This is a genomic window from Streptomyces sp. NBC_00086 (assembly GCF_026343255.1).
Taxonomy (GTDB): Bacteria; Actinomycetota; Actinomycetes; order Streptomycetales; family Streptomycetaceae; genus Streptomyces.
Genome location: NZ_JAPELZ010000001.1, coordinates 5,440,689 through 5,466,007, shown reverse-complemented (window position 1 = coordinate 5,466,007; position 25,319 = coordinate 5,440,689). Strand labels below are relative to the sequence as shown.

Below are 25,319 nucleotides of genomic sequence, written 5' to 3'. Positions count from 1 at the left end.
ACGGCTCCTCCCTCACCCCTCCAGGAAGTCCCCCCGCGCAGAGAGTGACTCCGCCATGCCCGGAATCCGCCGCCTGACCGTCGCCGCCACCGCAGTGGCCGCGATATCCGTACTCGCCACCGCGTGTACGGGCTCCGCCTCCAACTCGGCCGCCGACGACCCGAAGAAGGACGTCACCCTCAACTTCTGGCACGGCTGGTCCGCCCCCAGCGAGATCAAGGCCATCGAGGACAACATCGCCCGGTTCACCAAGGCCCACCCGAACATCAAGGTGAACATCACGGGCAACATGACGGACGACAAGATCAACCAGGCGCTGCGCGCCGGCGGGGAGAAGGCCCCCGACGTGGTCTCCTCCTTCACCACCGACAGCGTCGGAAAGTTCTGCAACACCGGCGCCTTCGCGGACCTGAACCCCTTCCTGAAGAAGTCCGGGGTCGACAAGGAGAAGGTCTTCCCCAAGACCCTCCTGGAGTACACCCAGTTCAACGGCAACCAGTGCACGCTGCCGCTGCTGAACGACGCGTACGGCCTCGTCTACAACAAGACCGCCTTCGAAGCCGCCGGGATCACCGAACCCCCCAAGACCTGGAGCCAGTTCGAGGCCGCCGCGCAGAAGCTGACGATCCCCAAGGGGGATTCGTACCAGCAGCTCGGCATCATGCCCACCTTCCACGGCTACGAGACCGCCCCCCAGCGCCTGGCCGCGCTGTGGAGCCCGGCGTACTTCGACGCGAACGGCAAGTCCAACCTGGCCAAGGACCCCGGCTTCGCGCAGATGCTGACGGCGCAGAAGGACCTGGTGGGCAAGCTCGGCGGGTACGAGAAGCTGGAGAAGTTCCGCACCACCTTCGGTGACGAGTGGAGTGCCGAGCACCCCTTCCACCTGGGCCTGGTGGCCATGCAGATCGACGGCGAGTGGCGGGCCCCCATGGCGAAGGAGGCCGGGGTGAAGTTCGAGATCGGGACCGCGCCGATGCCCGTCCCGGACGACCGGATCGCCGAGTACGGCAAGGGCTACCTCGCCGGCACGATCATGGGCATCGCCTCGGGCAGCAAGAAGCAGAACGCCGCCTGGGAGCTGACGAAGTACATGACGACCGACACCGAGGCGGTCGTGGAGTTCGCCAACGCCATCCACAACGTGCCCTCCACGCTGGCCGCCCTGAACTCCCCCAAGCTCCAGGTGAGCCCTGAGTTCAAGACGTTCATCGACATCGCCAAGCACCCGAAGTCGACCACCACCCCGGCGCAGGCGGACGGCGGCACCTACCAGCTGACCTTCACGGACTTCGCGTACGCGGTCGAGAAGGGCGAGGTAGCGGACATCGCGGCCGGTCTCGCCAAGACCGACCAGCAGATCGACACGGACATCGCGAAGGCCAAGTAGCCCGATGGACGGCACCTTCTCCCCCGAACTGCGCGCCAGGCGCCGCAGGTCGGCGATGCGCTCGGCGGCCTTCATGTCGCCCTGGCTGATCGGGTTCGGCGTCTTCTTCGCCTACCCGCTCGTCTCCACCGTCTACTTCTCCTTCACCAAGTACGACGGCTTCCGCCCGCCCGTCTTCAACGGGCTGGACAACTGGACCTACGTCTTCTCCGACCTCCCCATGTTCTGGCCGGCCATGCGCAACACCCTGTGGCTCGTCGTGGTGATGGTCGCCTGCCGGGTCGCCTTCGGGCTGGGCATCGGCCTGCTCATCACCAAGATCAAGCTGGGTACGGGCGTCTTCCGCACCCTGTTCTACCTGCCCTACCTGGCCCCTCCGGTGGCGGCGACCCTGGCCTTCGTCTTCCTGCTCAACCCGGGCAGCGGCCCGGTCAACACCCTGCTGGACGCGGTCGGACTGCCCACGCCCGGCTGGTTCACGGACCCCGCCTGGTCCAAGCCCGCGCTGACCGCGCTCGCGGTGTGGGGGGTCGGCGACCTGATGGTCATCTTCATGGCCGCGCTGCTCGACGTACCGCGCGAGCAGTACGAGGCCGCCGAGCTGGACGGGGCCGGGGCGTTCGCGCGCTTCCGCCACATCACCCTGCCGAACATCTCCCCGATCATCCTGTTCGCGGTGGTCACCGGGGTCATCCAGGCGATGCAGTTCTACACACAGCCCCTGGTGGCGGGAAAGGTCGCGTCCGGCGTGATCGGCGGCTCGGGCGACCAGTTCGAGCCCGGGTACCCCGACAAGTCCACGCTGACCCTGCCCCAGGTCATCTACAACGTCGGCTTCCAGCGCTTCGACTACGGCACCGCCTGCGTGGTCGCCCTGGTGCTGTTCGCCCTCTCCATGGCCTTCACCGCGCTGCTGATGCGGCGGCGCGGCGGGCTGATCGAGGCAGGTGACTGAGGATCATGAGCCAGACCATCACCCGCGGCACGGAGCGCCCCCCGCGCCCCACCGCCTCCGGTACGCCGGATTCCGCGCATGCCGTGCGCACCGCGCGGCGGCGGGCCGCCCTGCACTGGGTGGCCGTACACTCCCTCGGCGTCGCGGCGGCCCTGTTCTTCGTCCTGCCCTTCGTGTTCCTCTTCCTGACCTCGGTGATGAGCGACCAGCAGGCGCTGACCCGCGACCTGTGGCCGCGCACCTGGGAATGGGGCAACTACGCGAAGGTGTGGGACACCCCCGGCTTCCTGACCTGGTGGCGCAACACCCTGATGTACGCGGGCCTCGGCACCCTGCTGACCGTGGTCTCCTCGGTGCCCGTCGCCTACGCGCTCGCCAAGTTCCGCTTCCGCGGCCGGCGGCTGTCGCTGCTGCTGGTGATCGCCATGATGATGCTGCCGCCCCAGGTGGTCGTCATCCCGATGTACCTCTTCTGGGCCAAGCAGCTGGACCTGTCCGGCACCCTGTGGCCGCTGATCATCCCGATGGCCTTCGGCGACGCCTTCTCCATCTTCCTGCTGCGCCAGTTCCTGCTGACGATCCCGGACGAGTACCTGGACGCGGCGAAGGTCGACGGCTGCGGCGAGCTGCGCACCCTGCTGCGCGTGGTGCTGCCGATGGCGAAGCCCGGGATCGCGGCCGTGGCGCTGTTCCAGTTCTTCTGCGCCTGGAACGACTACTTCGGCCCGCAGATCTACGCCTCCGACAACCCGGCCGCCTGGACCCTCAGTTACGGACTGGAGTCCTTCAAGGGCGCGCACCACACCAACTGGAACCTGACCATGGCGGCGACCGTGCTGGTCATGGCCCCGGTGATCGTCCTCTTCTTCTTCGCCCAGAAGGCGTTCGTCGAAGGCGTCACCCTGACCGGAGTGAAAGGCTAGTGACCATGAAACTCGCAGTGGTGGGCGGCGGTTCCACCTATACCCCCGAGCTGATCGACGGGTTCGCCCGGCTGCGCGACACCCTGCCCATCAGCGAGCTGGTGCTGATCGACCCGGCCGCCGACCGGCTGGAGCTGATCGGCGGCCTGGCCCGGCGGATCTTCGCCAAGCAGGGGCACCCGGGCCTGATCACCACCACCTCCGACCTCGACGCGGGCGTGGCCGACGCGGACGCGGTCCTGCTGCAGCTGCGCATCGGCGGGCAGGCGGCCCGGCTCCAGGACGAGACCTGGCCGCTGGAGTGCGGCTGCGTGGGCCAGGAGACCACCGGAGCCGGCGGCCTCGCCAAGGCGCTGCGCACGGTCCCGGTGGTCCTCGACATCGCCGAGCGGGTCCGGCGCTCCAACCCGGACGCGTGGATCATCGACTTCACCAACCCGGTCGGGATCGTCACCCGCGCCCTGCTGCAGGCCGGGCACAAGGCGGTCGGGCTGTGCAACGTGGCCATCGGCTTCCAGCGCAGGTTCGCCGCGATGCTGGACCTCACTCCGGCCGACATCCACCTCGACCACGTGGGCCTCAACCACCTCACCTGGGAGCTGGGGGTGCGCAAGGGCGGCCCGGAGGGCGAGAACCTGCTGCCGCAGCTCATCGCCCGGCACGGCGACGCCATCGCCGCGGACCTGCGCCTGCCCCGCAGCGTGCTGGACCGGCTCGGCGTGGTCCCGTCGTACTACCTGCGCTACTTCTACGCCCACGACGAGGTGGTCCGCGAGCTCGGCACCAAGCCCTCGCGGGCCGCGGAGGTCGCCGCGATGGAGAAGGAACTGCTCGGCCTGTACGGGGATCCCGCGCTGGACGAGAAGCCCGAACTGCTCGCCAAGCGCGGCGGCGCCTTCTACTCGGAGGCCGCCGTGGACCTGGCCGCGGCCCTGCTGGGCGACGGCGGGAGCGCCGTGCAGGTGGTCAACACGCTGAACAACGGCACCCTGCCGTTCCTCCCGGACGACGCGGTCGTCGAGGTGCAGGCGCGGGTGGACCGCTCCGGGCCCTCGCCGCTGGCCGTGCCCCGGCTGGACCCCCTGTACGCGGGGCTCATCTCCCACGTCACGGCGTACGAGGACCTCGCGCTGGACGCGGCGCTGCGGGGCGGCCGCGAGCGGGTCTTCAAGGCGCTGCTGGCGCACCCGCTGGTGGGCCAGTTCGACCTCGCCGAGGGGCTGACGGACCGGCTCCTGGCGCACAACAAGCAGCACCTGGCATGGGCGTGAGCCGGCCCCCGCAGGCAGCCGTCCTGGCCGTCGACGCGGGCAACAGCAAGACGGACGTGGCACTGATCGCCGCGGACGGCCGCGTCCTCGGCACCGGGCGGGCGGGCGGCTTCCAGCCCCCGCGCGTCGGTGTCGAGGCGGCGCTGGACGTCCTCGGGCAGGCCGTCGCCGAGGCCGCCGCGGCCGCCGGACTGCCGGGACCCGCGGCCGGAGCCCCGTACGCGGGTCCGTACGCCGAGCAGGTCTCGGCCTGTCTGGCCAACGCGGACCTCCCGGTGGAGGAGGCCCTGCTCGCGCAGGCCATCGGCGCGCGGGGCTGGGGCACGGCCACCGAGGTCCGCAACGACACCTTCGCGATCCTGCGGGCCGGCCTCGGCGAGGACGCCGGGGGGCCGCGCGGGGTCGCGGTGGTCTGCGGGGCGGGCATCAACTGCGTGGGCATGCTGCCCGACGGGCGCACGGCCCGGTTCCCGGCGCTCGGGCAGATCTCCGGCGACTGGGGCGGCGGCGGCGGGCTGGCCGCCGAAGCCATGTGGTGGGCGGCGCGCGCCGAGGACGGGCGCGGCGGTCCCACCGAGCTCGCGGCGGCCCTGCCCGGGCACTTCGCACGGGAGTCCGTGTACTCGCTGATCGAGGCGCTGCACCTGGGCATCGTCGAGTCCGTACGGATGCACGAGCTGGTGCCGGTGCTGTTCGCGGTGGCCGCGGCCGGCGATCCGGTCGCGGCGGCCCTCGTCGAGCGGCAGGCCGAGGAGGTCGTCGCACTGGCCTCGGTGGCGCTGGAGCGGCTCGGGCTGCTGGCCGAGGAGGCACCCGTCCTGCTGGGCGGCAGCGTCCTGGCCGCCCGGCACCCGCAGCTGAACGGCCGGGTGGAGGCCCTGCTCGCCGAACGGGCCCCGTACGCCCGGGTCTCGGTGGTGACGGCCCCGCCGGTGCTGGGCGCCGGCCTGCTGGGCCTGGACGCGCTCGGGGCGGGGCCCGAGGCCTACGGGAAGCTGCGTGCCCATTTCGGGTGAACCCTGCCCGAGCCGGAACCATCGCGGCTCGCCGCGCGTAACCAGTACCGGGGACGGATCGGGGCGGATCGTGCCCGATCCCGGGCCGGGTGCTGTGGAGGACCGCCACTAAGGCCATACTGCTGCGAAGCACGAAGGACCGAGGGGGAGGTCAGGGTGGCCATCACATCACGCGCGCCCGCGCCCGGCGGCGTCCAGGCGCCCTCCGGGCCGCCGGCGCCGCCGCCCGACGGGCTGCCCCGGCGGGGCACCGCCTGGGCCGAGGGTGTGGACCGGCTGCGCGCGGCCGCCACCACCGAGCCCGGCCGGCTGCGGATCGTCGGCGCGGCCCTGGCCGCGCTGGTCCTGCTGTTCGGCGCGGTGGCCGTCTGGGAGATCTCCGGCCGGGTCACCGCGGCCGATGACGTCGTGGGCCGCAGCCAGCCGCTGAGCGCCGACGCGGCGAGCATCTACCGCTCCCTCGCGGACGCCGACACCGCCTCCTCCAGCGGCTTCCTCGCGGGCGGCGAAGAGCCCCGCGAGGTCCGCAGCCGGTACGAGAAGGACATAGCCAACGCGTCCCGGCTGCTGGTGAACGCGGCCGCCAGCACCACGGCCGGCGAGGACTCCCGCAAGCAGATCACCCTGCTCAGCGAGCAGCTCCCCCGCTACACCGGCCTGATCGAGCAGGCCCGGGCCACCAACAAGCAGGGCCTGCCGCTCGGCGGCGCCTACCTCCGGTACGCGAACGAGCAGATGAGCACGCAGCTGCTGCCCGCCGCGCAGCGGCTCTACGAGGCGGAGACCGGCCGTCTCTACACGGACTACGACGAGGCCCGCGCGCTGCCCCTGACCTCGCTCGGAGCGGGTGTGCTCGCGCTCGCCGTCCTGGTCTGGGCCCAGCGTCGCAACTACCGGCGTACGAACCGCGTCTTCAACCACGGGCTCGTCGCCGCGACCACCGCCTCGCTGGTGCTGCTGCTGTGGCTGGCCGCGGGGCACACGGTCGCCCGGTCGGGGCTGAGCGAGGCCCGCACGGACGGGCAGGAGTCGCTCAAGGTGCTCAACGACGCGCGGATCGCCTCGCTCCAGGCGCGGGCCAACGAGAACCTGACCCTGGTCTCGCGCGGCGCCGTACTGGCCGAGGACAAGAAGTCCGACAAGTACGACGTGGACTTCTCGAACGACATGAAGGACCTGGAGGCGGGCCTGGCGACGGCGGCGAAACTGGCCGACGACCCGGCCGGCCGCACCCCGGTGTCCCGCGCCCTGGAGGGCGTGAAGCGGTGGAAGGAACTGCACACCGCGGCCCGGCAGACCGACTTGAAGGGCGACTACCAGGGCGCCGTCGGGCAGGTCATCGGGGACAAGGACCACAAGGAGCCCACGGGGACCGCCTTCGACACGGTGGACGCCTCGCTGGAGGCGGCCGTGGGCCACGAGCAGCGTGAGTTCACCCGGGCGGCGCGGGACGGTCTCGGGGCGCTCGACGGTTTGGTGACAGGCACGGCGGCCCTCGCGGTCGTCGGCGCGGTGGCCGCCCTGCTCGGCATCGGGCGCAGGCTTTCGGAGTACAGGTGAGAGCGATGCCGGGACGGATGAAGCGCACGGGCGAGGGCTCCGAGGAGGCCGGGACCGCCACGGCCCCCGCGGAGGGCGCCCCGGAAAACCAGGAGCCGCGCGGCCTGCGCCGGCTGACGGGCCGGCTGCGCGGCTGGGGCGGGGTCGGGGCGATGGCCGTGGCCTGCGCGGCGACGGCCGCGGCCGTGCTGCTGCCCCTGGCCCATGCGGCCCCGGGCGGCCCGGGGCCCTCCTCGCTGGTGCGCGAGCCGGCCAGGATGGCCGTCGCTCCGCAGGCCCCCGGGGACACCTGCGAGAACCCCGAGGCGAGCCTGCGCCCCAACGGGCTGGACGGCTCGGCCATCCAGCGGATCCGCGCCGCGGGCCACCTCGTCGCGGGCGTGGACCAGAACAGCTTCAAATGGGGCTACCGCAATCCGGCCGGGGAGCTCGACGGTTTCGACATCGCGCTGGTCAAGGCCATAGCGAAGGACATATTCGGCGAGGACGGCAAGGTCATCTACCGGGCCATCCCCACCAGCCAGCGCATCCCCGCGCTCAAGGACGGCACCGTCGACATCGTCGTGCGCACGATGACCGTCAATTGCAAGCGGCTGGAGGAGGTCGCCTTCTCGACGGCGTACTTCGAGGCCGGGCAGCAGGTGCTGGCCCCCAAGGGCTCGACGATCACCGGCTACGACGCCTCGCTGAAGGGCCGCCGCATCTGCACGGCGGCCGGCTCCACGGCGGAGGCGGCACTGACCGCCCAGTCCTACGGCGCCGTCCCGGTCAGCGTGCCCAACCAGCTCGACTGCCTGGTCCGGCTGCAGTTGGGCGAGGTGGACGGCATCATCACCGACAACGCCCTCGCCGCCGGCCAGGCCGCGCAGGACCCCTCGGTCAGCCTGGTCGGCTCCCCGTTCACCAAGGAGTTCTACGGGGTGGCCATGAACAAGGACGCCGGCGACCTGGTGCGCCGGGTCAACAAGGTGCTGGAGGACTACCGCGCGGGCGGTGACAACAGCCCCTGGATGACGGCGTACAAGGCCCACCTGGAGCCCGTGCTGCCCGGTGTGGGCGGCCCGCCCGCCCCCAAGTACCGGGACTGAGGCCGGTGGCGGATTCCGAGCCCGATGTCACGAGACCGGAGGCAGGATCGGTGGAGGCACATCCTTCGGGGGCACAGCCTTGGGGAGCGCAGCCGGCGGTGATGGACCGGGACGGCGTGGACCGTGCGCTGGCCCGGCTGGGCGCGGAGCACGAGGCCGTCGAGACCTCGCTGCTCGCGCTCCAGGACCACTCCGGCCGGCGGCTCCTGGAGGGCGCCGGGCTGACCGGGGTCACCAAGGAGCGGTGGGCCGGGGCCGACGCCGCCATCACCCGGCTGTGGCGGTACTTCGACGCCTACAGCGGCGCTCTCGGCGCCGCCCGGGAGATCCGCGAGCGGCGCCGCTGGCCGAGCCGCGAGGACCTGGTCGAGCTGACGGACCGGCTGCGCGGGCCCGGGGTGCTGATCTCCGGCGCCGCGGTGGAGGGGGCCCCGCTCGCGGAGCGGTTCTCCCTCGCCGAGCTGGTGTCGCGCATGAACGAGCTGTACGCGAGCTCCCTGGACGTGGTGGTCGCCGCGGACTCCGTCTGGTCGGCGCTGCCCGCCCGGATCGACCTGCTCTCCGCCGAACTGCACCGCACCCGCGCCCTCGCCCACTCGGTGGGGGTCCGGCCGGGAGAGCACCCCTCGGGAGACGACCTGGAAGCCATCACGGCCGAGCTGGCGGACCTGCGGGCCCGGGTGATCGAGGACCCGCTGGCGTTCTGGTTCCCGGTGGCCGGGAGCTCCGCGCCGGGCGGCGGCCGTCCGGACACCGGGCGCTACGACCGGGCGGCGCTCGCGCTGGAGGACGTACGCCGGGAGGTCGAGGCGGTGCTGGCCGTCCGGCAGGACGCAGAGCAGCGGCTGATCGGGCTGCGGGACCTGCTCTCGCGGGCCGACCGGACCCTGGCGGAGGCCCGGCTGGCGCGCGGTGAGGTGCTGGCGAAGATCGCGGCGTCCGAGGTGCCCGCGGTGAGCGGACCGCCGACGGCGCTGCAGGAGCAGCTCTCGGCGGCGGCCGAGTACCGGCGCAATGCCCAGTGGCACCGGCTGTCGCCGCTGCTGGAGTCCTTGGAGGAGCGGGCCGGGGAGGAACTGCGGCGGGCCCGCGAATCGTTGACCGCGGTGACGGCTCCGCTGGCCGTGCGGGCGGAGCTGCGCGGACGGCTCGACGCCTACAAGGCCAAGGTGGCCCGGCTCGGGATGGCGGAGGATCCGCTGCTGATGGAGCGGTACGACACCGCCCGGCGGATGCTGTGGAGCGCGCCCTGCGATCTGCGGGCCGCCGAGCAGGCGGTGCTGCGCTACCAGTGGGCGACGGCCGAGGCGCTGCCGGCGCCGCAGCAGGACCAGCAGGACCAGCAGGGGCACCGACCGGTGCGCGAGTGGCCCGACGGGCCGAGGGAGGGGGACGCGTGAGTCTGATCGGAACGGCGTGCATGCGCCCCGGCTGCCCGGGGGCGTACGAGGACATGGGCGGCGGCGAGGTCTACTGCGACACCTGCGGGCTGGCGCCGACCGGCGCCGTCGCGGCGGGCGCCGAGGAACTGGTGTCGGTGCCGACGGCGATGACGAGCGCGGCACGTCACGGGGACTCGCAGGGCTCGCACGGGTCCGGGCGGTCCTCGTCCTCCTCGTCCTCCTCGCGGGCTTCCCGCTCGGCGCGGTCGTCGCGGTCGTCCTCCTCCCGGCGCTCCGTGTCCGGGCGGCTCTCCCGCGCGCTCTCCGGTGCCGCGTCCACCCGGTCGGTGTCGGTGCGCAGTTCGGGTTCGGCCGCCTCGGGGTCGGGCCGCAGCCGGCTGGGAGCCGGGCTGGTGAACGTACCGGAGGTGCCTCGTCCGGACCCCTCGGCGGCGGTGCTGGAGAATCCGGAGGTCCCGGAGCGCAAGCGGTTCTGCTCGCGCTCGGACTGCGGGGCGCCCGTGGGGCGGGCCCGAGGGGAGCGGCCGGGACGGACGGAAGGTTTCTGTACCAAGTGCGGGCACCCGTACTCCTTCGTGCCCAAGCTGCGCGCGGGCGACCTCGTCCACGGGCAGTACGAGGTCGCGGGCTGCCTGGCGCACGGCGGGCTGGGCTGGGTCTACCTCGCGGTGGACCGGGCCGTGTCGGACCGGTGGGTCGTGCTCAAGGGCCTGCTGGACACCGGGGACCAGGACGCGATGGCGGCCGCGATCTCGGAGCGGCGCTTCCTCGCGGAGATCGAGCACTCCAACATCGTGCGGATCTACAACTTCGTGGAGCACCTGGACCAGCGGACCGGTTCGCTGGACGGGTACATCGTCATGGAGTACGTGGGCGGCAAATCGCTCAAGGAGATCGCCAACGAGAGGCGCCGGCCGGACGGCCGCCGCGACCCGCTGCCGGTGGAGCAGGCGTGCGCGTACGGCATCGAGGCGCTGGAGGCGCTCGGTCACCTGCACTCCAGGAACCTCCTGTACTGCGACTTCAAGGTCGACAACGCCATCCAGCAGGCCGACCAGCTGAAGCTGATCGACATGGGCGCGGTCCGGCGGATGGACGACGAGGAGTCGGCCATCTACGGCACCGTCGGCTACCAGGCGCCGGAGGTCGCGGAGCTCGGCCCGTCGGTCGCCTCCGACCTCTACACCGTGGCGCGCACGCTGGCCGTGCTGACCTTCGACTTCCAGGGCTACACGAACGTGTTCGTGGACTCGCTGCCGGACCCGCAGCACATCGAGGTGTTCGGGCGGTACGAGTCCTTCTACCGGCTGCTGGTACGGGCCACCGACCCGGATCCGGGACGGCGGTTCGCGTCCGCGCAGGAGATGGCCGACCAGCTGACGGGGGTGCTGCGAGAGGTCGTCGCGCTCCAGACGGGCCGCCCCAGGCCCCAGGTCTCCACCCTCTTCGGGCCCGAGCTGCGGGTCCCGGACGACCGGCTGTTCATCGACGACAGGTCGGGCGCGCACGTGTCCCGGCTGGGCGAGCGGCCCGTGAAGCGGTGGCGGGCGGGCCGGGGCGCCGCTGCGGCCCGGGTCACGGCCGCCGTCCCGGCTCCGGGGGCTGCTCCGGGGGCTGCTCCGGCGATGGAGGCCGGGGCCGCGGCCCCGTCGGCCCCTCCGGCTCCGTCGGCTTCGCCGATCACCGGGTACGGCACGACCGGTCTGGTCACCACGGCGACGCACCGGGCCGCCGGTCCCGCCGTGCCGGCCCCGCGCCGGGCTCCGGCGGCCGCGCCGCTGCCGCCCGTCGAGATCACCGCCTCGCAGCGGCCGGAACTGTCCACGCTCGACGCCCGTGAGGCCGCGCTGGCCCTGCCCGTGCCGCTGGTCGACGCAGGGGACCCCAACGCCGGTTTCCTGGCGGGCCTGCTGGCCTCCGCGCCGGCCGACCTGCTGGCCGCGCTGGGCTCGGCGCCGGCCGAATCCGCGGAGCTGCGGCTGCGGGAGCTGCGGGCCCGGCTCGAACTGGGCGGGGCCGACGCGCCGCTCGTCGCCGAAGCGCTGACCCGGCTGGAAGCGCGGCACCCCGACGACTGGCGCGTGGTGTGGGCCCGGGGCATCTCCTCGCTGGCCGTCGGGGAGGACGAGACGGCGGCCGTGTCCTTCGACGCCATCTACGACGCCTTCCCGGGCGAACCGGCACCGAAGCTGGCGCTGGGCCTCTGCGCGGAGGTGCTGGGGCAGTTGGACAACGCCGCCGAGTACTACCGGCTGGTGTGGGCCACGGACCCCGGGTTCGTCGGAGCGGCGTTCGGGCTGGCCCGGGTGCAACTGGCCGCCGGGGACCGGGCCGGAGCCGTGCGCACGCTGGAATCCGTACCGGAGGCGTCGATCCACCACACCGCCGCGCGGGTGGCGGCCGTACGGGCACGCCTGCGCGACCGGTCTCCGCAGGAGGCGCTGCTGCCCGATCTGACGGCGGCAGCGGCGCAGGTGGAGGGGCTGGGGCGGTTCGGCCTGGACTCGGTGCGCCACGAGCGGCTCAGGGCGGAAGTTCTGGGCTCGGCGCTGGACTGGGTACTGTCGGGCAGCCGGGGTTCCGACCCCGGGCCTACCTCGCTGCTCGGCTGCCAACTGGACGAGCGGGGGCTGCGCTTCGGCCTGGAGCGCTCGTTCCGCGTGCTGGCACGGCTGGCGCAGCGGGGCGAGGAGAGGATCGAACTGGTGGAGCGGGCAAACCGTTTCCGTCCCCGGACGTGGGTGTGATTGATGTCGATGCATCGGCTGTCGGGCTGCCCCAGCTGCGCGGAACCGCTGGAGGAGGGTGATCGTTTCTGCGGCCTCTGCGGCTACGCCCTCACCACCACCGCCCCCTCGGAGCCCCGCGCCCCGCAAGGGGCGACACCACCCACGCCCCCGCTGGGCGCGGCATCCGTGCCCCCGGCGGGCGCGCCCTCGGCCGCGGCGGGCTTCCCGCCCTCGGCCGGTCCGGGCGCGGCCGTGCCCCCGGCGGCTCCGCCCTCCCCCGCTCGGTTCGCGGCGGATCCGGCTGAGCAGGGCACCCCGGCCGCGGCCGGCCCGGCGGAGCCGTTCGCCCCGGCGGGCGCGGCGCACATGCCCCCGGCCGCCCCTGCCCCGGCCGCCGAAGCTGCTCACGCGGGCGCGACCGGCCAGGCCACCCCGGCGGGCGGGATCCCCGCCACGCGCGGGCGCCCGTCGCCCGACGAGGCCCCCGCACCCCGGCACTCCGGCGGCTACGCCGAACCGGCGGCCCCCGGGTACGCCGGCGAGGCCGCGCCCGGCTGGGGCAGCGTCTCCACCGCCGCCCCCACCCTGGTGTCGGGCCCCTCCGGCTGGTCCGACCCCCACGGCACGCCTCCGGCCCCCGAGGGCCCGTACACCGCACCCCCTCAGGGCCGGCACCCGGCGGACACCACCCCCTACGGGGCCGGCGCCCAAGGCCCGGGTTCCGCGGGCGGACCGGGTTACGACGGCTACGACGCGTACGGCACCCCGGGCCCGGGAGAGCACGCCTCCCCCTACGACCACCCCGCCCAGCAGGGGCACCGCCCCGGCGGCGAAGCCCCGTACGGCGGCTCCCAGGGCCCCGGCCCGGGACACGAAGCCCCGTACGGCAGCTCAGCCCCGCAGGGCGGGAACCCCGAGAGCGGCACCCCCTACGGCAGTTCCGCCCCGCAGGGGGACACGCCCGCCGGCGAAGCCCCGTACGGCAGCCCCGCCCCCCAGGGCGGGAACCCCGAGGGCGAAGCCCCGTACGGCAGCGGCCCCGCGGGACAAGGCCACGGCCCCGGGGGCGAAGCCCCCCAGGGCGCCGCCCCGCAGGGGGAGGCCGGTGGGAAGACCTGTGTGGCCTGCCGCGCCGGGCGGGTGGACACCGACGGGTACTGCGAGCACTGCGGCCACGCGCAGCCCCGCGAGCGGGACCACCTCGAAGAGGAGCTCGGGAGCGTCGCCGCCGTCAGCGACCGCGGGCTGCGCCACCACCGCAACGAGGACTCCTTCGCCGTGGCGGCCACCGCGCTGCCCGACGGCTCCGCCGCCACCGTGGCCATCGTCTGCGACGGCGTCTCCTCCGCGAGCCGCCCCGACGAGGCCTCCGCGGCCGCCGCCGGAGCCGCCAACGAGGCCCTCCTCGACGCCCTCCCCCGCGGCGCCCATCCCCAGGAGGCCATGCACGAGGCGATCCTGGCCGCCGCCGCCGCGGTGAACGCCCTCGCCCCCGAGGTGCCCGGCGCCCAGAACGCCCCCGCCTGCACCCTGGTCGGCGCCGTGGTCAGCCGTGGCCTGCTGACCATCGGCTGGGTCGGCGACAGCCGCGCCTACTGGGTCCCCGACGACCGCGCCGCCCTGCCCCGGCGCCTCACCGAGGACGACTCCTGGGCGGCCCAGATGGTCGCGGCGGGCCTGATGGGCGAGGCCGAGGCCTACGCGGACGTCCGCGCGCACGCCATCACCGGCTGGCTCGGGGCCGACGCGTACGACCTGGAACCGCACACCGCCACCTTCAAGCCCGATCACGACGGCGTGGTCGTGGTCTGCACCGACGGCCTGTGGAACTACGCCGAGTCCGCGCGCGACATGGCCCAGGTGCTTCCGCACGACGCCGCCGTCCGGCCCCTGCACAGTGCGCAGGTCTTGGTGGGGCACGCCCTCGACGGCGGCGGGCACGACAACGTCACCGTGGCCGTCGTCCCCTTCGCGGCCACCCCGCCGACCCCGCCCGCGGGCGCCGCGGGCCCCGCCGCCCCGCAGGCCCAGGCCTGATACCCGTCCCCGAGGAGGAGCGACCGATGGCGAACTTCGCCAAGCCGAGCGCCCCGCGCTTCAGCGTGGAGGTGTACCAGAACGAGTTCCTCGCCGAGGGCGCCCGCGACGTCCACGCCATCGTCACGGTCACCTCCACCGGCGGGGCCACGGCCACCCGGACAAGCGTCGCCCCGGGCGGCGCCGCCGTGGTGATCATGGTCGACTGTTCCGGCTCCATGGAGTACCCGCCCGAGAAGATGCGCGGCGCCCGCGAGGCGACCGCGGCCGCCGTCGACACCCTCCGCGACGGCACCGCCTTCGCCGTGATCGCCGGGACGCACGTCGCCAAGGAGGTGTTCCCGCGGCGGGGCCGCCTCGCCATCGCCGACGCGACCACCCGCGCCCAGGCCAAGGAGGCCCTGCGCGGCCTCTCCTCCGGCGGCGGCACCGCCATCGGCACCTGGCTGCGCCTCGCCGACGGCCTGCTGCGCGGGTCCACCGCGGCGATCCGGCACGGGATCCTGCTCACCGACGGCCGCAACGAGCACGAGGACCCGGCCGTGCTGCGCGCCACGCTCGACGCCTGCGCGGGCCGTTTCACCTGTGACGCCCGCGGCGTGGGAACCGACTGGGAGGTCAAGGAGGTCACCGGCATCGCGAGCGCGCTGCTCGGCACGGCCGACATCGTGGCCGATCCGGCCCGGCTGACCGAGGACTTCACGCACATGATGGAAAAGGTCATGGGCAAGGAAGTGGCGGACGTCTCACTGCGCCTGTGGACCCCGGTGGGCGCGGAGGTCCTGTACGTCAAGCAGGTCGCTCCCGCCGTGCAGGACCTGACCGGACGCCGCACGGAGGCGACCCCGCGCGCCGGGGACTATCCGACGGGTTCCTGGGGCGACGAGTCCCGCGAGTACCACGTGTGCGTACGGGTCCCGGGCGCCTCCGTCGGCCAGGAGATGCTCGCCGCCCGCGCCGCCCTGCTCATGCCGGGGGCGCCCGGCGAGGACCCGGCCGTCCTGGCTCAAGGCCTGGTCCGCGCCGTCTGGACGGACGATCTCGCCGCGTCCACCGCCATCAACCCGCAGGTGGCCCACTACACCGGGCAGGCGGAGCTCGCGCAGGCCATCCAGCAGGGTCTGGAGGCCCGCAAACTGGGAGACGTCGGCGGGGCCACGGCCAAGCTCGGCCGGGCCGTGCAGCTGGCGAGCTCCTCGGGCAACGCCGACACCGCCAAGCTGCTCGCCAAGGTGGTGGATGTCGTCGATGCGGCGGCGGGTACTGTGCGACTGAAGGCAAAGGTCGCCGACGCGGACGAGATGACACTAGAAACGCGTTCCACTCAAACCGTTCGAGTGCGAAAATCTTGACGTAAAGCTTGACGCTCTGATCGTGACGCTCTGATCGGACGCGAAGAAGACGCGATGAAGAAGCAGCAGAAGAAGAAGACCCTGCCTCGTTGACGCAGGAAGAAGGAGGAAGCGCCGCGATGCCGACCTGCCCGAACGGGCACCAGTCCGCCTCCGACGACTGGTGCGAGGTCTGCGGCCACCGCATGGCCGCCCCTACGGGCACCCCCGGGGCGCCCTCCTACGGCTACGGCTACCCTCCCACCGGCGAGCCGACCGCACAGGCCGAGCTCTGCCCGCAGTGCCGGACCCCGCGCGAGGCCATGGCCCCGTTCTGCGAGGAGTGCCGGTACAACTTCCTGACGCGCGCGGCGACCTCGTACACACCGCTCTCCCCGGACCTGCCCCCGCCGCCGCCCCCCTCCCGGGGCGCGCCCGCGGCCCCGCCGGCGTACTCCCAGGACCACTTCGACTACCAGGGCTCTCGGCCCTCGCGGGTCAACCGCCCGGCCGAGCCGCTGCAGCGCGAGGACGACTGGATGCTGCCGCCTCCGGCGCGCCAGGACTTCCAGCAGCCCCCGTACCAGCAGCAGCCGCCGCCCGGGCAGCACCAGCAGCCCCAGCACCAGCAGCCGCCGCAGCACCAGCAGCCGCACCAGCCGCCGCCCCCGCAGGCTCACCAGCAGCAGCCGCAGGCGCAGCAGGCTCCGCCGCCGTACCAGCAGCAGCCCTCGCAGACCGGGCAGTACCAGCCGCCGCAGCCGCCCCCGCACCACCAGCAGCACCAGCAGCACCAGGCGCCCCAGCCCCAGCAGTCGTACCAGCAGCCCTACCAGCCCCAGGGCGGCGGCTCCTGGACCGCGACCATCGGTCCGGACCGCACGTACTTCATGGCGATGATGCAGCGCAGCGGCCCCGAAGCGGCGGGGCTCGACCTGCCCGCGTACTCCCCCGAGCAGCACCTCCCGCTCGTCGGCGGCCAGATCACCATCGGCCGCCGCCGTGCCTCGACGGGCGAGTCCCCCGACATCGACCTGTCGGTGCCGCCGGAGGACCCGGGCGTCTCGCACCAGCACGCGGTGCTCGTCCAGCAGCCCGACGGCAGCTGGGCCGTGGTGGACCAGAACTCCACCAACGGCACCACGATCAACGACGGCGAGGACTCGATCCAGCCGTACGTGCCGGTTCCGCTCGCCGACGGGGACCGGGTCCACGTCGGTGCCTGGACCACGATCACAGTCCGGCGCGGCTGACCCCGCACGGCTGACCCGGCGCGGCCGCGGGTCCTGAACGCGACGAAGCCCTCCGGTGACACCGGAGGGCTTCGTTTTCGGGCCGGGAAGGCTCAGCCGCCGACCAAGGGGTCCCGCGCGCCCCGCCGGCGCCGCACGCTCACCACCACGGCGGTGACCGGCAGCAGGATGAGCAGGCCGGCGAGGGTGAGCGGGGGCAGCGACCCGGGCGTGGCGCCGAAGTACAGGAACGGCAGTCCCGCGAGCAGGACGGCCGGTGCGGTGCGCAGCCGGGCGAACGCCGGGCGTCCGGCCAGCAGCAGTCCGGCGGCCACCGGGACGACGAAGCGCAGCCAGGTCAACGGGTACACCAGCGGGACCGTCAGCACGGCGCCCGCCAGGACCAGCGTCCACGCCAGCACCGCGGCCACCCCGGCCCGGGTGCGGATCCGCGGGGCCGGCCGCAGGTCGGGCGGGCACGCCACCGCCACCAGGGCCAGGGGCAGGACCGGACCCAGGACGAGCATCGGGGTGCTGGAGAGCGCCTGGATCCCGATGCCGCCGATGCCCATCCGGATCGTGGTGGCGACGAGCTCCACGACCACTCCGGCCAGCACGGTCCAACTGCCCGCCGACCAGCGGCCCGCCAGTGCGAGGAATGCGCCGAACAGCATGACCAGGTATCCCGCCGCCAGCAGCACGAAGCCGGCGCCGACCGGTCCCCCGCCGAAGAGGGCGTAGCGCATCAGTCCCATCCAGCCGGCCGCGCACGCCCCGATGGCGACCAGGGCGAACGGCGCCAGCGCCGCCAGGAGGCGGCCGGGCCGTCCCGTGGAGCCCAGGCCGAGCCGCATCCGCAGGGCGTGTCCGGCGACGTCGGCGCCTTCTCGCACTCGGGCGGGCGCCCCCGCCCCCCGCGTGGCCTCGTGGTACGCGTAGGCGATCTCGTCGCCGAACTCCCGCCGGTAGGCGGCGGGATACAGCCTCAGCAGCGTGGTCATGAGCCCACCACCGCGCCGCCGATGCCGAAGGAGCCGCCGAGGGCGCCGCCGACGGAGACCCGGAGGGAGGTGCCGAAGGAGGCGCCCGCCCCGCCGAGTCCCAGCCGCCGGGTCGCCTCCTGGGCGGTGCGTGCGAGCCGGGCCGCCTCTGCGGCCAGGATCTCCCGCCCGCGGGGGGCGAGCGCGTAGCTGCGCCGCCTGCGTCCGTCGACCACCTCTTCCTCGTGGACGGCGATGAGTTCTTGTTCCAGGAGCCGCTCCAGGGCCCCGTAGAGCGTTCCGGTGCGCATCTTGGTGCGGCCTTCCGAAATCTTCTCGACCTCCTGAGCGATCGCGTAACCGTGCCGCGGGGCATCGGCGATCGCCGTGAGGATCAGCAGGGTCGGCTCGCGGAGAGCTTGATCATTCACACCCCGACCATAACTCGGCAGCCGACATATGTCGATAGCCGACCTATGTCGCTCCGGCCTCCCCCAGGGGCCACACGTAGGGCCCCTGGGGATCGTCGAGCCAGGACCACTGCCCCGCCTCGCCGACCGTCACCCCGAAGCGCTCGCGCGCCGGCCGGTCCTCGCGCCGCCACAGGTCCAGCGCCTCCCTCGGGTGCAGCGCGCCCGAGGTCAGCACGAGCATGAACTGGAAGCGCTCGTTCTCCACCAGCTCGTACGGGATCCCCTGCGGCATCCCGTACGTGCCCGGCGGCGCGGCCGTGGCCCCGCGCAGCGGCACGAAGTAGGCGGAGGTGTGCAGGAAGCGGCCCTCGGCGAACCCGGCGTCCCGCACCGTGAGCGCGATCAGCCCGGTCGACAGCGGGGCCAGGATCCGGGCCCCGGGCCGGCACTGGCCCAGCCAGGCGGGCGGGATCAGCGGGATCGTGCAGGTCACCAGGATCCGGTCGAAGGGGGCGCGGGCGGGGCAGCCGCGCGCCCCGTCGCCGGTGACCACGGCCGGGTGGTAGCCGAGCCGGTCCAGGTGCGCGCGGGCCGACTCGGTGATCTCCTCGTCCAGGTCCACGGTGGTGACCAGCCCGTCGCCGAGCCGGTGGCACAGCAGGGCCGCGTTGTAGCCGGTGCCCGCGCCGATCTCCAGCACGTTGTCCCCGTCGCGCACGTCCAGGGCATCCAGCATCTTCGCCATCAGCGAGGGCTGACTGCTGGAGGAGACCAGCTCGCCGTCGCGCAGCCGGGTGGCGAGCGGGGCGTCGGTGTAGACCCCGCGCAGCCAGCGGGCCCGCAGCTCGGGGTCCGGGTCCTCGGCCCACAGCCGCTCGTGTCCGGCGCCGCGGCCGGTGTAGTAGTACGGGACGAACACGTGCCGGGGCACGGCGGTGAAGGCCGCCCGCCAGCGCGGATCCTCCAGCGCCCCGGCGGCGGTCAGCTCCCGTACCTGGGCGGCGTGCGCGGTTTCCCGCACGTCGCGTACCTCGGCGTGTGCGCCCATGTCTCCACTGTCCTGCGGACACCGTCCGCGTGCGACCGCGCCGCGGACACCCGGGCGGTGTCCGCGGGACCCGGACGACCTGGGACCGGGGTCCTCCGTCCGGGCGTCTGAGACGATGGTCGGGTGAATGAGATTCCGCGGGGCACGGTCCAGGAGCAGACCTTCTACGAACTGGTGGGCGGCGAGGACACCTTCCGCCGTCTGGTCCACCGCTTCTACCAGGGCGTCGCCGAGGACCCGTTGCTGCGCCCGATGTACCCGGAGGGGGACCTCGGGCCCGCCGAGGAGCGGTTCGCGCTGTTCCTGATGCAGTACTGGGGCGGCCCGAACACCTACAGCGAGAACCGCGGCCACCCGCGCCTGCGCATGCGGCACGCGCCCTTCCAGGTGGACGCCGCCGCGCACGACGCGTGGCTGAAGCACATGCGGGTGGCGGTGGACGAGCTCGCCCTCGCGCCGGAGCACGAGGCGCAGCTGTGGCGGTACCTGACGTACGCCGCCGCGTCGATGATCAACACCGCGGGCTAGCCCCCGGCCCCGTACGGGATCCCGCGCGCGGGTCCCCGTACGGCGCGGCCGGCTAGACCGGCCGGACGAGCAGGGTGCCGAGGCCGCCCGGGCGGCGCGTGGCCACGGACCCGTACGGGGTGCGAAGCCGCAGCCAGCCGCCGGAGGCGAACAGGGCCACGGGCTCGGGGGCGCCGGTCCCGGCAGGCACGGCGGGCACGGTGGACCGTACGGGCCGCAGGAAGCCCAGGGACTGCGCGGCGTGCACGGCGCGCAGCGGAAGTTCGGTGTCCCCCAGCGTGCGGGACCAGATCTCGCGGCCGATGCGGTCGCGCTCGGAGCGGGTCCGGTGCTGCGGGGGCAGGGCCTCGTCGCGGGCCCGGAATTCGGCGACGGCGGCGGCCAGGGCCTTGGCCATCGCCTCGGGGCCGGGCAGCCCGGCCACCGGGGTCCAGCCGCCGCGGGGCGGCAGCACGCCCGCCCAGGGCGGTCCGGTGACGGCCGCCGGGACGGCGGCGCCGGCCCGCTCGCCCTCGTCCACGGACTCCAGCAGCTCCCCGGCCGAGACGGTCAGGTCGAGCGGAGCGGAGAGGGGCGCGGCGAGCCGCACCGTGCGGACGGCCAGGACGTCGAAGGACGGCGGCCGTCCGAAGACGGCGAGCGCACCGCCGCCGGCCTGCGCCTGCAGGCGGACGGCGGCGGCGCGGTCGTAGTGCACCAGCCGGCCCAGGAAGGCGGCGAGGTCCGCCGCCTCCCCGGAGTCGGCGAAGTGCAGCTGCTCGTTCATGCCGCGATGCCCCCGGCAGGGGCACCGGTCTTCGGCTGTGCCTTCGGCTCGTCCAGGTACTCCTGGAGGAAGAGCTTCTCCTCGGCCGTGATGCGGCGGGGCCGCCCCTCAGCGAGGTTGTAGGGCACGACCACGGTCTCGGCGCGCACGTACACCGTCTCGGGCCCGTCCTCGGTCGCCTCGTCCTTGACCTCGTAGCGGATGGTCAGGGACGCGGCGCCTATCCGGGTCACCCAGGACTCGATGAGCACCGGCTCGTGACGGTGCACGAGGGGCAGCTTGTAGTCGATCTCGTGACGGGCCACGACGGAACCGCCCGTGAAGGACTCACTGCCCTCCCCCGGCGCGAGGCGGAACATGAAGTCGATCCGCGCCTCCTCCAGATAGCGGAGGAAGACGACGTTGTTGACGTGCCCGAAGGCATCCATGTCCGCCCAGCGGAGGGGGCATCGGTAGTGGTGTCTGGCCATGGCCCGTTTCCTCGGCCCTCAGCCTCGGGTGAGCTTCTTGTAGGTGGCACGGTGCGGACGGGTCGCGTCCGCGCCGAGCCGCTCGACCTTGTTCTTCTCGTACGACTCGAAGTTGCCCTCGAACCAGTACCACTTGGACTCGCCCTCGTACGCCAGGATGTGCGTGGCGACTCGGTCCAGGAACCAGCGGTCGTGCGAGATGACCACGGCCGCACCCGGGAACTCCAGGAGCGCGTTCTCGAGCGAGGACAGGGTCTCGACGTCGAGGTCGTTGGTGGGCTCGTCGAGGAGCAGCAGGTTGCCGCCCTCCTTGAGCGTCAGCGCCAGGTTCAGGCGGTTGCGCTCACCACCGGAGAGGATGCCGGCGGCCTTCTGCTGGTCCGGACCCTTGAAGCCGAAGGCGCTGACGTACGCGCGCGACGGCATCTCGACCTGGCCGACGTTGATGTAGTCCAGCTCGTCCGACACGACGGCCCAGAGGGACTTCTTGGGGTCGATGTTGGCGCGGCTCTGGTCGACGTACGAGATCTTGACGGTCTCGCCGATCTTGACGGAACCGGAGTCCGGCTCCTCCAGACCCAGGAGCATCTTGAAGAGCGTGGTCTTGCCGGCGCCGTTCGGGCCGATGATGCCGACGATGCCGTTGCGCGGCAGCGTGAAGGACAGGTCGTCGACCAGGACCTTGTCACCGAACGCCTTGTTGAGGTTGTTGACCTCGACCACGATCGAGCCCAGACGCGGGCCCGGCGGGATCTGGATCTCCTCGAAGTCCAGCTTCCGCATCTTGTCCGCCTCGGCGGCCATCTCCTCGTAGCGGGCGAGGCGGGCCTTGGACTTGGTCTGACGCCCCTTGGCGTTGGACCGCACCCACTCGAGCTCTTCCTTGAGGCGCTTCTGGCGCTTCTCGTCCTTGCGGCCCTCGACCTTGAGACGGGTGGCCTTCTTCTCCAGGTAGGTGGAGTAGTTGCCCTCGTACGGGTGGGCGCGGCCGCGGTCGAGTTCGAGGATCCACTCGGCGACGTTGTTCAGGAAGTACCGGTCGTGGGTGACGGCGACGACGGCACCCTTGTACTGCGAAAGGTGCTGCTCCAGCCAGTTCACCGACTCGGCGTCGAGGTGGTTGGTGGGCTCGTCGAGGAGGAGCAGGTCCGGGGCCTCGATCAGCAGCTTGCAGAGCGCGACGCGGCGCTTCTCGCCACCGGAGAGGTTGGTGACGGGCCAGTCGCCGGGCGGGCAGCCCAGGGCGTCCATGGCCTGCTCCAGCTGGGCGTCGAGGTCCCAGGCGTTGGCGTGGTCCAGGACTTCCTGGAGCTTGCCCATCTCGTCCAGCAGCGCGTCGGTGTAGTCGGTCGCCATTTCCTCGGCGACCTCGTTGAAGCGCTTCAGCTTGGCCATGATGTCGGCCGCGCCGTCCTGGACGTTCTCCAGGACCGTCTTGGACTCGTCGAGCTTCGGCTCCTGCATGAGGATGCCGACGGTGAAGCCGGGAGACAGGTAGGCCTCGCCGTTGGACGGCTGCTCCAGCCCCGCCATGATCTTGAGGACGGTGGACTTACCGGCGCCGTTCGGGCCGACCACACCGATCTTCGCGCCGGGCAGGAAGTTCAGGGTGACGTCATCAAGAATCACCTTGTCGCCGTGCGCCTTGCGCGTCTTGCGCATGGTGTAGATGAACTCAGCCAAGAGAAACCGTCCGGCAGATCGATGGTGGGCAGATACACCCCATCTTGCCTGACGTCCATCCCTCGGGGGAAACCCGTATGGTCCCGGCGCCCTGACCTGGGCACCGACCGGAGGGGCACCTGACGGTCGTGGCCGTCATTGGTCGTCCTTGGCCGTCCCTGGGCCCCCTCCGACGGCCCAGGGACGGCCCGGCGGCAGTCGTCGTGGGATCCGTTCTTGCAGGTGAGCGCCCCCAAGATTCGGGAGTGGCCAACAATCCGATGCCCCGAGGGGGCGACCTCGGGGCAGGATGGGGCGCGTGCTCCCTCCCCGACTGCTGTGGTGTGACCCCCGGCCCATCCCCCGGTTCAACCGGCAGGAGCGGGTGACCAGCATCGTCTGCGATCCCGGCTTCTACGAGCCGACCGACGAGGACGACTGTGTGAGGTTCGGGTACTTCTGCCAGGCGCATGACCGGCCCTATTGGCACGAGTCCTGCGGGGAAGGACCTCATCTGGTCGCCCTGCACTGTGCGGAGCACGGGCCGGAGAACATGTGGCCGCAGCCGCTCATGCTGATGTTCCCCGAAGGGTTCGCCCCCCCGCTTAGCGATGCGCAGCTGGCGTGGGTGCACGCGGAGAACGACGCCAGCTAGTCCTGGCGATCCTCGGGCCCCCTCAAGGCCAAGGCATCCGCCACGACCCACATGTCGAGAACGACGACGTCGGCCCCGGCGTTAGCCAGGGTCGACCGCTTCGGCGGCTTGTTGGCGAAGCCAATGCTCCGTGCGGCGGCCGCCTTGGCGGCCGCGACGTCGGTCACCGCGTCCCCGATGAGGACCGTTTCTGCGGGATCGACACCCAGGGTCTTCGCCGCGGTCAGGAGCGGGTAAGGCGCCGGCTTCATGAGGTCCGGTCGGAGCCTGGGGCGCCCGATCACCTCGTCCACTGCATCCGCGATGCCGTTGGACGCCAGAAACGCCCTCACGCACTCGGCAGAGTTGTTGCTCACCACTGCGACGCGCCATTTCGCGCCACGAGCCGCCCGAAGCGCCTGGACGGCCCCCGCCACGGGTGCGCCGGCCACCTTGACCGCCCGGAGTTCTGCGGCGGTGAGAGCGTCCTCCACGACGCCGAGCAGCGACGGCCCACCCTCCACGGAGATCCGGTGCACTTCCATGGGGTCGTCCGTCCCGCGAGCCCGCTCCCCGAGCTGCGGGTCGTGAAGGGCTACGAGGTCCGCTAGCTCCTTTGCGACACCAGGAGCCGGCAGCCCACGGAACACGTCACAGATCGGTCCGTCGAAGTCGAAGAGGACAGCACGGGAGGCAGCGAGCACCTCGGCCAGGGCCTCAGAGAGTTCCTGCATCGGCGTCCCTCGCGATCGTGTCCCAAATGCTGTCGAACCACATACGGGCCTGTTCGACCTGCTGCGCGCCGCCGGAGGAGTCTCCGTCATTGAGCGAGTGGTGGAAGAGGATCGTGTCCTTGCCCACGAGGTCGAAGATCTCGATGGGCTCACCCTGAGCGACCACTTTGTTGGGCCGGATCGGGTAGTAGCCGAAGAAGGCGTCCTGGTTGTTGATCACATAGAGCTTGAAGAACTGCGTCCCGCTGTGGACGCGGACGCTGACGCTGCTCTCCTGGACGAGGCCAAGGTGGCTGAGTTCGCTTATGGCATCCGAGATGCTCCGCGTGTAGCCGACCATGATGTCGTGCATGCGAGCACGGATCCGGGGGTCGTCCCCGCAGTCCTCTCGCCGCACAGGAGCAGCCTGCGGCACTGCCATGTCGGGCACGAGGATGCGCATCCGGATGCTCGCAGGTGTGAGGCGCCCGATGCGGATTTTATCCAGCGGCTCTTGCAGCGCGCCGTGCAGCGTCTCGCTAGAGAAGCCCGCGAAGTCGATCGTCACGTTCCGACTGGCGAAGGCCTGCTCGACGTAGGGCCGCAGACCCGCCGGCCGCTCGGTCCGGTTCCGGACGAAGACCCCGCTCCCCTTGCGCGAGACAACGAGGCCCTCGTCTTCGAGGTCGCGCAGCGCCCGCTGGATGGTCGCCCGAGCGAAGCCGTAGTGATCGGTCAGCATCTTGTGAGACGGGAGCTTCTCGCCTGGTGCGAGCTTCCTCGTCCTGATCGCAGCCCCGAGGCTGCGCGCCACCTGCTCGTACGGGGGCCGGTCGTCGTCCGGGTCCAGGGCTTCAAGCGCAAACGTCATGAGCTGATGCTACGGCCAACCTGACTATTTGAGCAGCCTGGATAGCCACATGTTGACGTGACTAGCCAAGCTGGCTATGTTTTCCTCATGCCCACCGGGCTAGCCAAGTAAGTCAGGCTGAACGGGAGAGCTGTGCCTCGCATCGGTGCAGCTCAGGGGACAGGGGCCCGGGATAGAGCGGGCTGAGGATGGCGGACAGCCGCTTGCGGCCCTGGTCAGTCCGTACGGCAGACCGAAAGGTCTGGTCTCTGCCTAGAGCGGGGCCCTAGCGAGCTGTTCCTTGAACCGGCAGCCGCGTC

The 25,319-nt window shown here is 72.5% G+C and carries 22 protein-coding genes; 14 read left to right on the top strand and 8 right to left on the bottom strand.

Annotation, left to right across the window (positions count from 1 at the left end; all coding sequences use genetic code 11):
- The first annotated feature begins 55 nt into the window (after positions 1–55).
- The 12 genes from OG276_RS24570 (at position 56) to OG276_RS24515 (ending at position 16,956) form a co-directional block, all read left to right on the top strand.
- Complete coding sequence (locus OG276_RS24570; RefSeq protein ID WP_266908801.1) at positions 56–1,390, top strand: ABC transporter substrate-binding protein; 1,335 nt, start codon at positions 56–58, stop codon at positions 1,388–1,390.
- Positions 1,391–1,394: 4 nt separating this feature from the next.
- Positions 1,395–2,345: a carbohydrate ABC transporter permease gene (locus OG276_RS24565; RefSeq protein ID WP_266908799.1), complete on the top strand. Its 951-nt coding sequence runs from the start codon at positions 1,395–1,397 to the stop codon at positions 2,343–2,345.
- A gap of 5 nt (positions 2,346–2,350) precedes the next feature.
- Complete coding sequence (locus OG276_RS24560) at positions 2,351–3,268, top strand: carbohydrate ABC transporter permease (protein WP_266908797.1); 918 nt, start codon at positions 2,351–2,353, stop codon at positions 3,266–3,268.
- Positions 3,269–3,273: 5 nt separating this feature from the next.
- Positions 3,274–4,539, top strand: coding sequence for a 6-phospho-beta-glucosidase (locus OG276_RS24555; protein ID WP_266908795.1), 1,266 nt, complete (start codon positions 3,274–3,276; stop codon positions 4,537–4,539).
- Complete coding sequence (locus OG276_RS24550) at positions 4,530–5,555, top strand: N-acetylglucosamine kinase (protein WP_266908793.1); 1,026 nt, start codon at positions 4,530–4,532, stop codon at positions 5,553–5,555. The genes OG276_RS24555 and OG276_RS24550 overlap by 10 nt, the downstream gene beginning before the upstream one ends.
- Before the next feature lie 234 nt (positions 5,556–5,789).
- Positions 5,790–7,115, top strand: coding sequence for a hypothetical protein (locus OG276_RS24545; RefSeq protein WP_266913086.1), 1,326 nt, complete (start codon positions 5,790–5,792; stop codon positions 7,113–7,115).
- Between the two features lie 152 nt (positions 7,116–7,267).
- Positions 7,268–8,203 carry a glutamate ABC transporter substrate-binding protein gene (locus tag OG276_RS24540; protein WP_266913084.1) on the top strand — a complete coding sequence of 312 codons (936 nt, stop codon included), beginning with the start codon at positions 7,268–7,270 and terminating at the stop codon, positions 8,201–8,203.
- A 101-nt stretch (positions 8,204–8,304) separates the two neighbouring features.
- Positions 8,305–9,603 carry a hypothetical protein gene (locus tag OG276_RS24535; RefSeq protein WP_266913082.1) on the top strand — a complete coding sequence of 433 codons (1,299 nt, stop codon included), beginning with the start codon at positions 8,305–8,307 and terminating at the stop codon, positions 9,601–9,603.
- Between the two features lie 20 nt (positions 9,604–9,623).
- The gene (locus OG276_RS24530; RefSeq protein WP_323182413.1) at positions 9,624–12,353 is read left to right on the top strand and encodes a tetratricopeptide repeat protein; all 2,730 of its coding nucleotides are present in this window, start codon (positions 9,624–9,626) and stop codon (positions 12,351–12,353) included.
- Between the two features lie 426 nt (positions 12,354–12,779).
- Positions 12,780–14,372 carry a protein phosphatase 2C domain-containing protein gene (locus tag OG276_RS24525; protein ID WP_266913078.1) on the top strand — a complete coding sequence of 531 codons (1,593 nt, stop codon included), beginning with the start codon at positions 12,780–12,782 and terminating at the stop codon, positions 14,370–14,372.
- A gap of 26 nt (positions 14,373–14,398) precedes the next feature.
- Entirely contained in the window at positions 14,399–15,724 is a 1,326-nt protein-coding gene (locus OG276_RS24520) for a VWA domain-containing protein (RefSeq protein WP_266908791.1), read from the top strand.
- Between the two features lie 119 nt (positions 15,725–15,843).
- Entirely contained in the window at positions 15,844–16,956 is a 1,113-nt protein-coding gene (locus OG276_RS24515; protein ID WP_266908789.1) for an FHA domain-containing protein, read from the top strand.
- Between the two features lie 92 nt (positions 16,957–17,048).
- Here OG276_RS24515 and OG276_RS24510 read toward each other — a convergent pair whose 3' ends face one another.
- Genes OG276_RS24510 through OG276_RS24500 form a run of 3 tightly spaced genes read right to left on the bottom strand, consistent with a single transcriptional unit; the run spans position 17,049 to position 19,376 of the window.
- Positions 17,049–17,936, bottom strand: coding sequence for a hypothetical protein (locus OG276_RS24510; RefSeq protein WP_266908787.1), 888 nt, complete (start codon positions 17,934–17,936; stop codon positions 17,049–17,051).
- A complete protein-coding gene (locus OG276_RS24505; protein WP_266908785.1) occupies positions 17,933–18,346 on the bottom strand; it encodes a PadR family transcriptional regulator in 414 nt (137 codons plus the stop codon). The genes OG276_RS24510 and OG276_RS24505 overlap by 4 nt, the downstream gene beginning before the upstream one ends.
- 43 nt (positions 18,347–18,389) lie before the next feature.
- On the bottom strand, positions 18,390–19,376 hold the full coding sequence (locus OG276_RS24500; RefSeq protein WP_266908783.1) for a methyltransferase domain-containing protein: 987 nt from the start codon (positions 19,374–19,376) through the stop codon (positions 18,390–18,392).
- Between the two features lie 123 nt (positions 19,377–19,499).
- Between OG276_RS24500 and OG276_RS24495 the strand changes: the two genes are divergently transcribed.
- Entirely contained in the window at positions 19,500–19,904 is a 405-nt protein-coding gene (locus tag OG276_RS24495) for a globin (protein ID WP_266908781.1), read from the top strand.
- A gap of 52 nt (positions 19,905–19,956) precedes the next feature.
- On the opposite strand, the gene OG276_RS24490 is transcribed toward OG276_RS24495, so the two are convergent.
- The 3 genes from OG276_RS24490 to ettA are packed head-to-tail and all read right to left on the bottom strand — an operon-like array spanning position 19,957 to position 22,823.
- On the bottom strand, positions 19,957–20,670 hold the full coding sequence (locus OG276_RS24490; RefSeq protein ID WP_266908779.1) for a hypothetical protein: 714 nt from the start codon (positions 20,668–20,670) through the stop codon (positions 19,957–19,959).
- Positions 20,667–21,140, bottom strand: a complete 474-nt coding sequence (locus OG276_RS24485) for a thioesterase family protein (RefSeq protein WP_266908777.1) — start codon at positions 21,138–21,140, stop codon at positions 20,667–20,669. Before OG276_RS24485 ends, OG276_RS24490 begins: the two co-directional genes overlap by 4 nt.
- A gap of 18 nt (positions 21,141–21,158) precedes the next feature.
- Entirely contained in the window at positions 21,159–22,823 is a 1,665-nt protein-coding gene (gene ettA / locus OG276_RS24480) for an energy-dependent translational throttle protein EttA (RefSeq protein WP_266908775.1), read from the bottom strand.
- A 298-nt stretch (positions 22,824–23,121) separates the two neighbouring features.
- Here ettA and OG276_RS24475 point away from each other — a divergent pair, with 298 nt between their 5' ends.
- Entirely contained in the window at positions 23,122–23,457 is a 336-nt protein-coding gene (locus OG276_RS24475; protein WP_266908773.1) for a hypothetical protein, read from the top strand.
- Here OG276_RS24475 and OG276_RS24470 read toward each other — a convergent pair.
- Positions 23,454–24,170 carry an HAD family hydrolase gene (locus tag OG276_RS24470; RefSeq protein ID WP_266908771.1) on the bottom strand — a complete coding sequence of 239 codons (717 nt, stop codon included), beginning with the start codon at positions 24,168–24,170 and terminating at the stop codon, positions 23,454–23,456. The genes OG276_RS24475 and OG276_RS24470 overlap by 4 nt on opposite strands.
- A complete protein-coding gene (locus OG276_RS24465) occupies positions 24,154–25,020 on the bottom strand; it encodes a GntR family transcriptional regulator (protein WP_266908769.1) in 867 nt (288 codons plus the stop codon). The genes OG276_RS24470 and OG276_RS24465 overlap by 17 nt, the downstream gene beginning before the upstream one ends.
- Positions 25,021–25,319 lie beyond the last annotated feature (299 nt).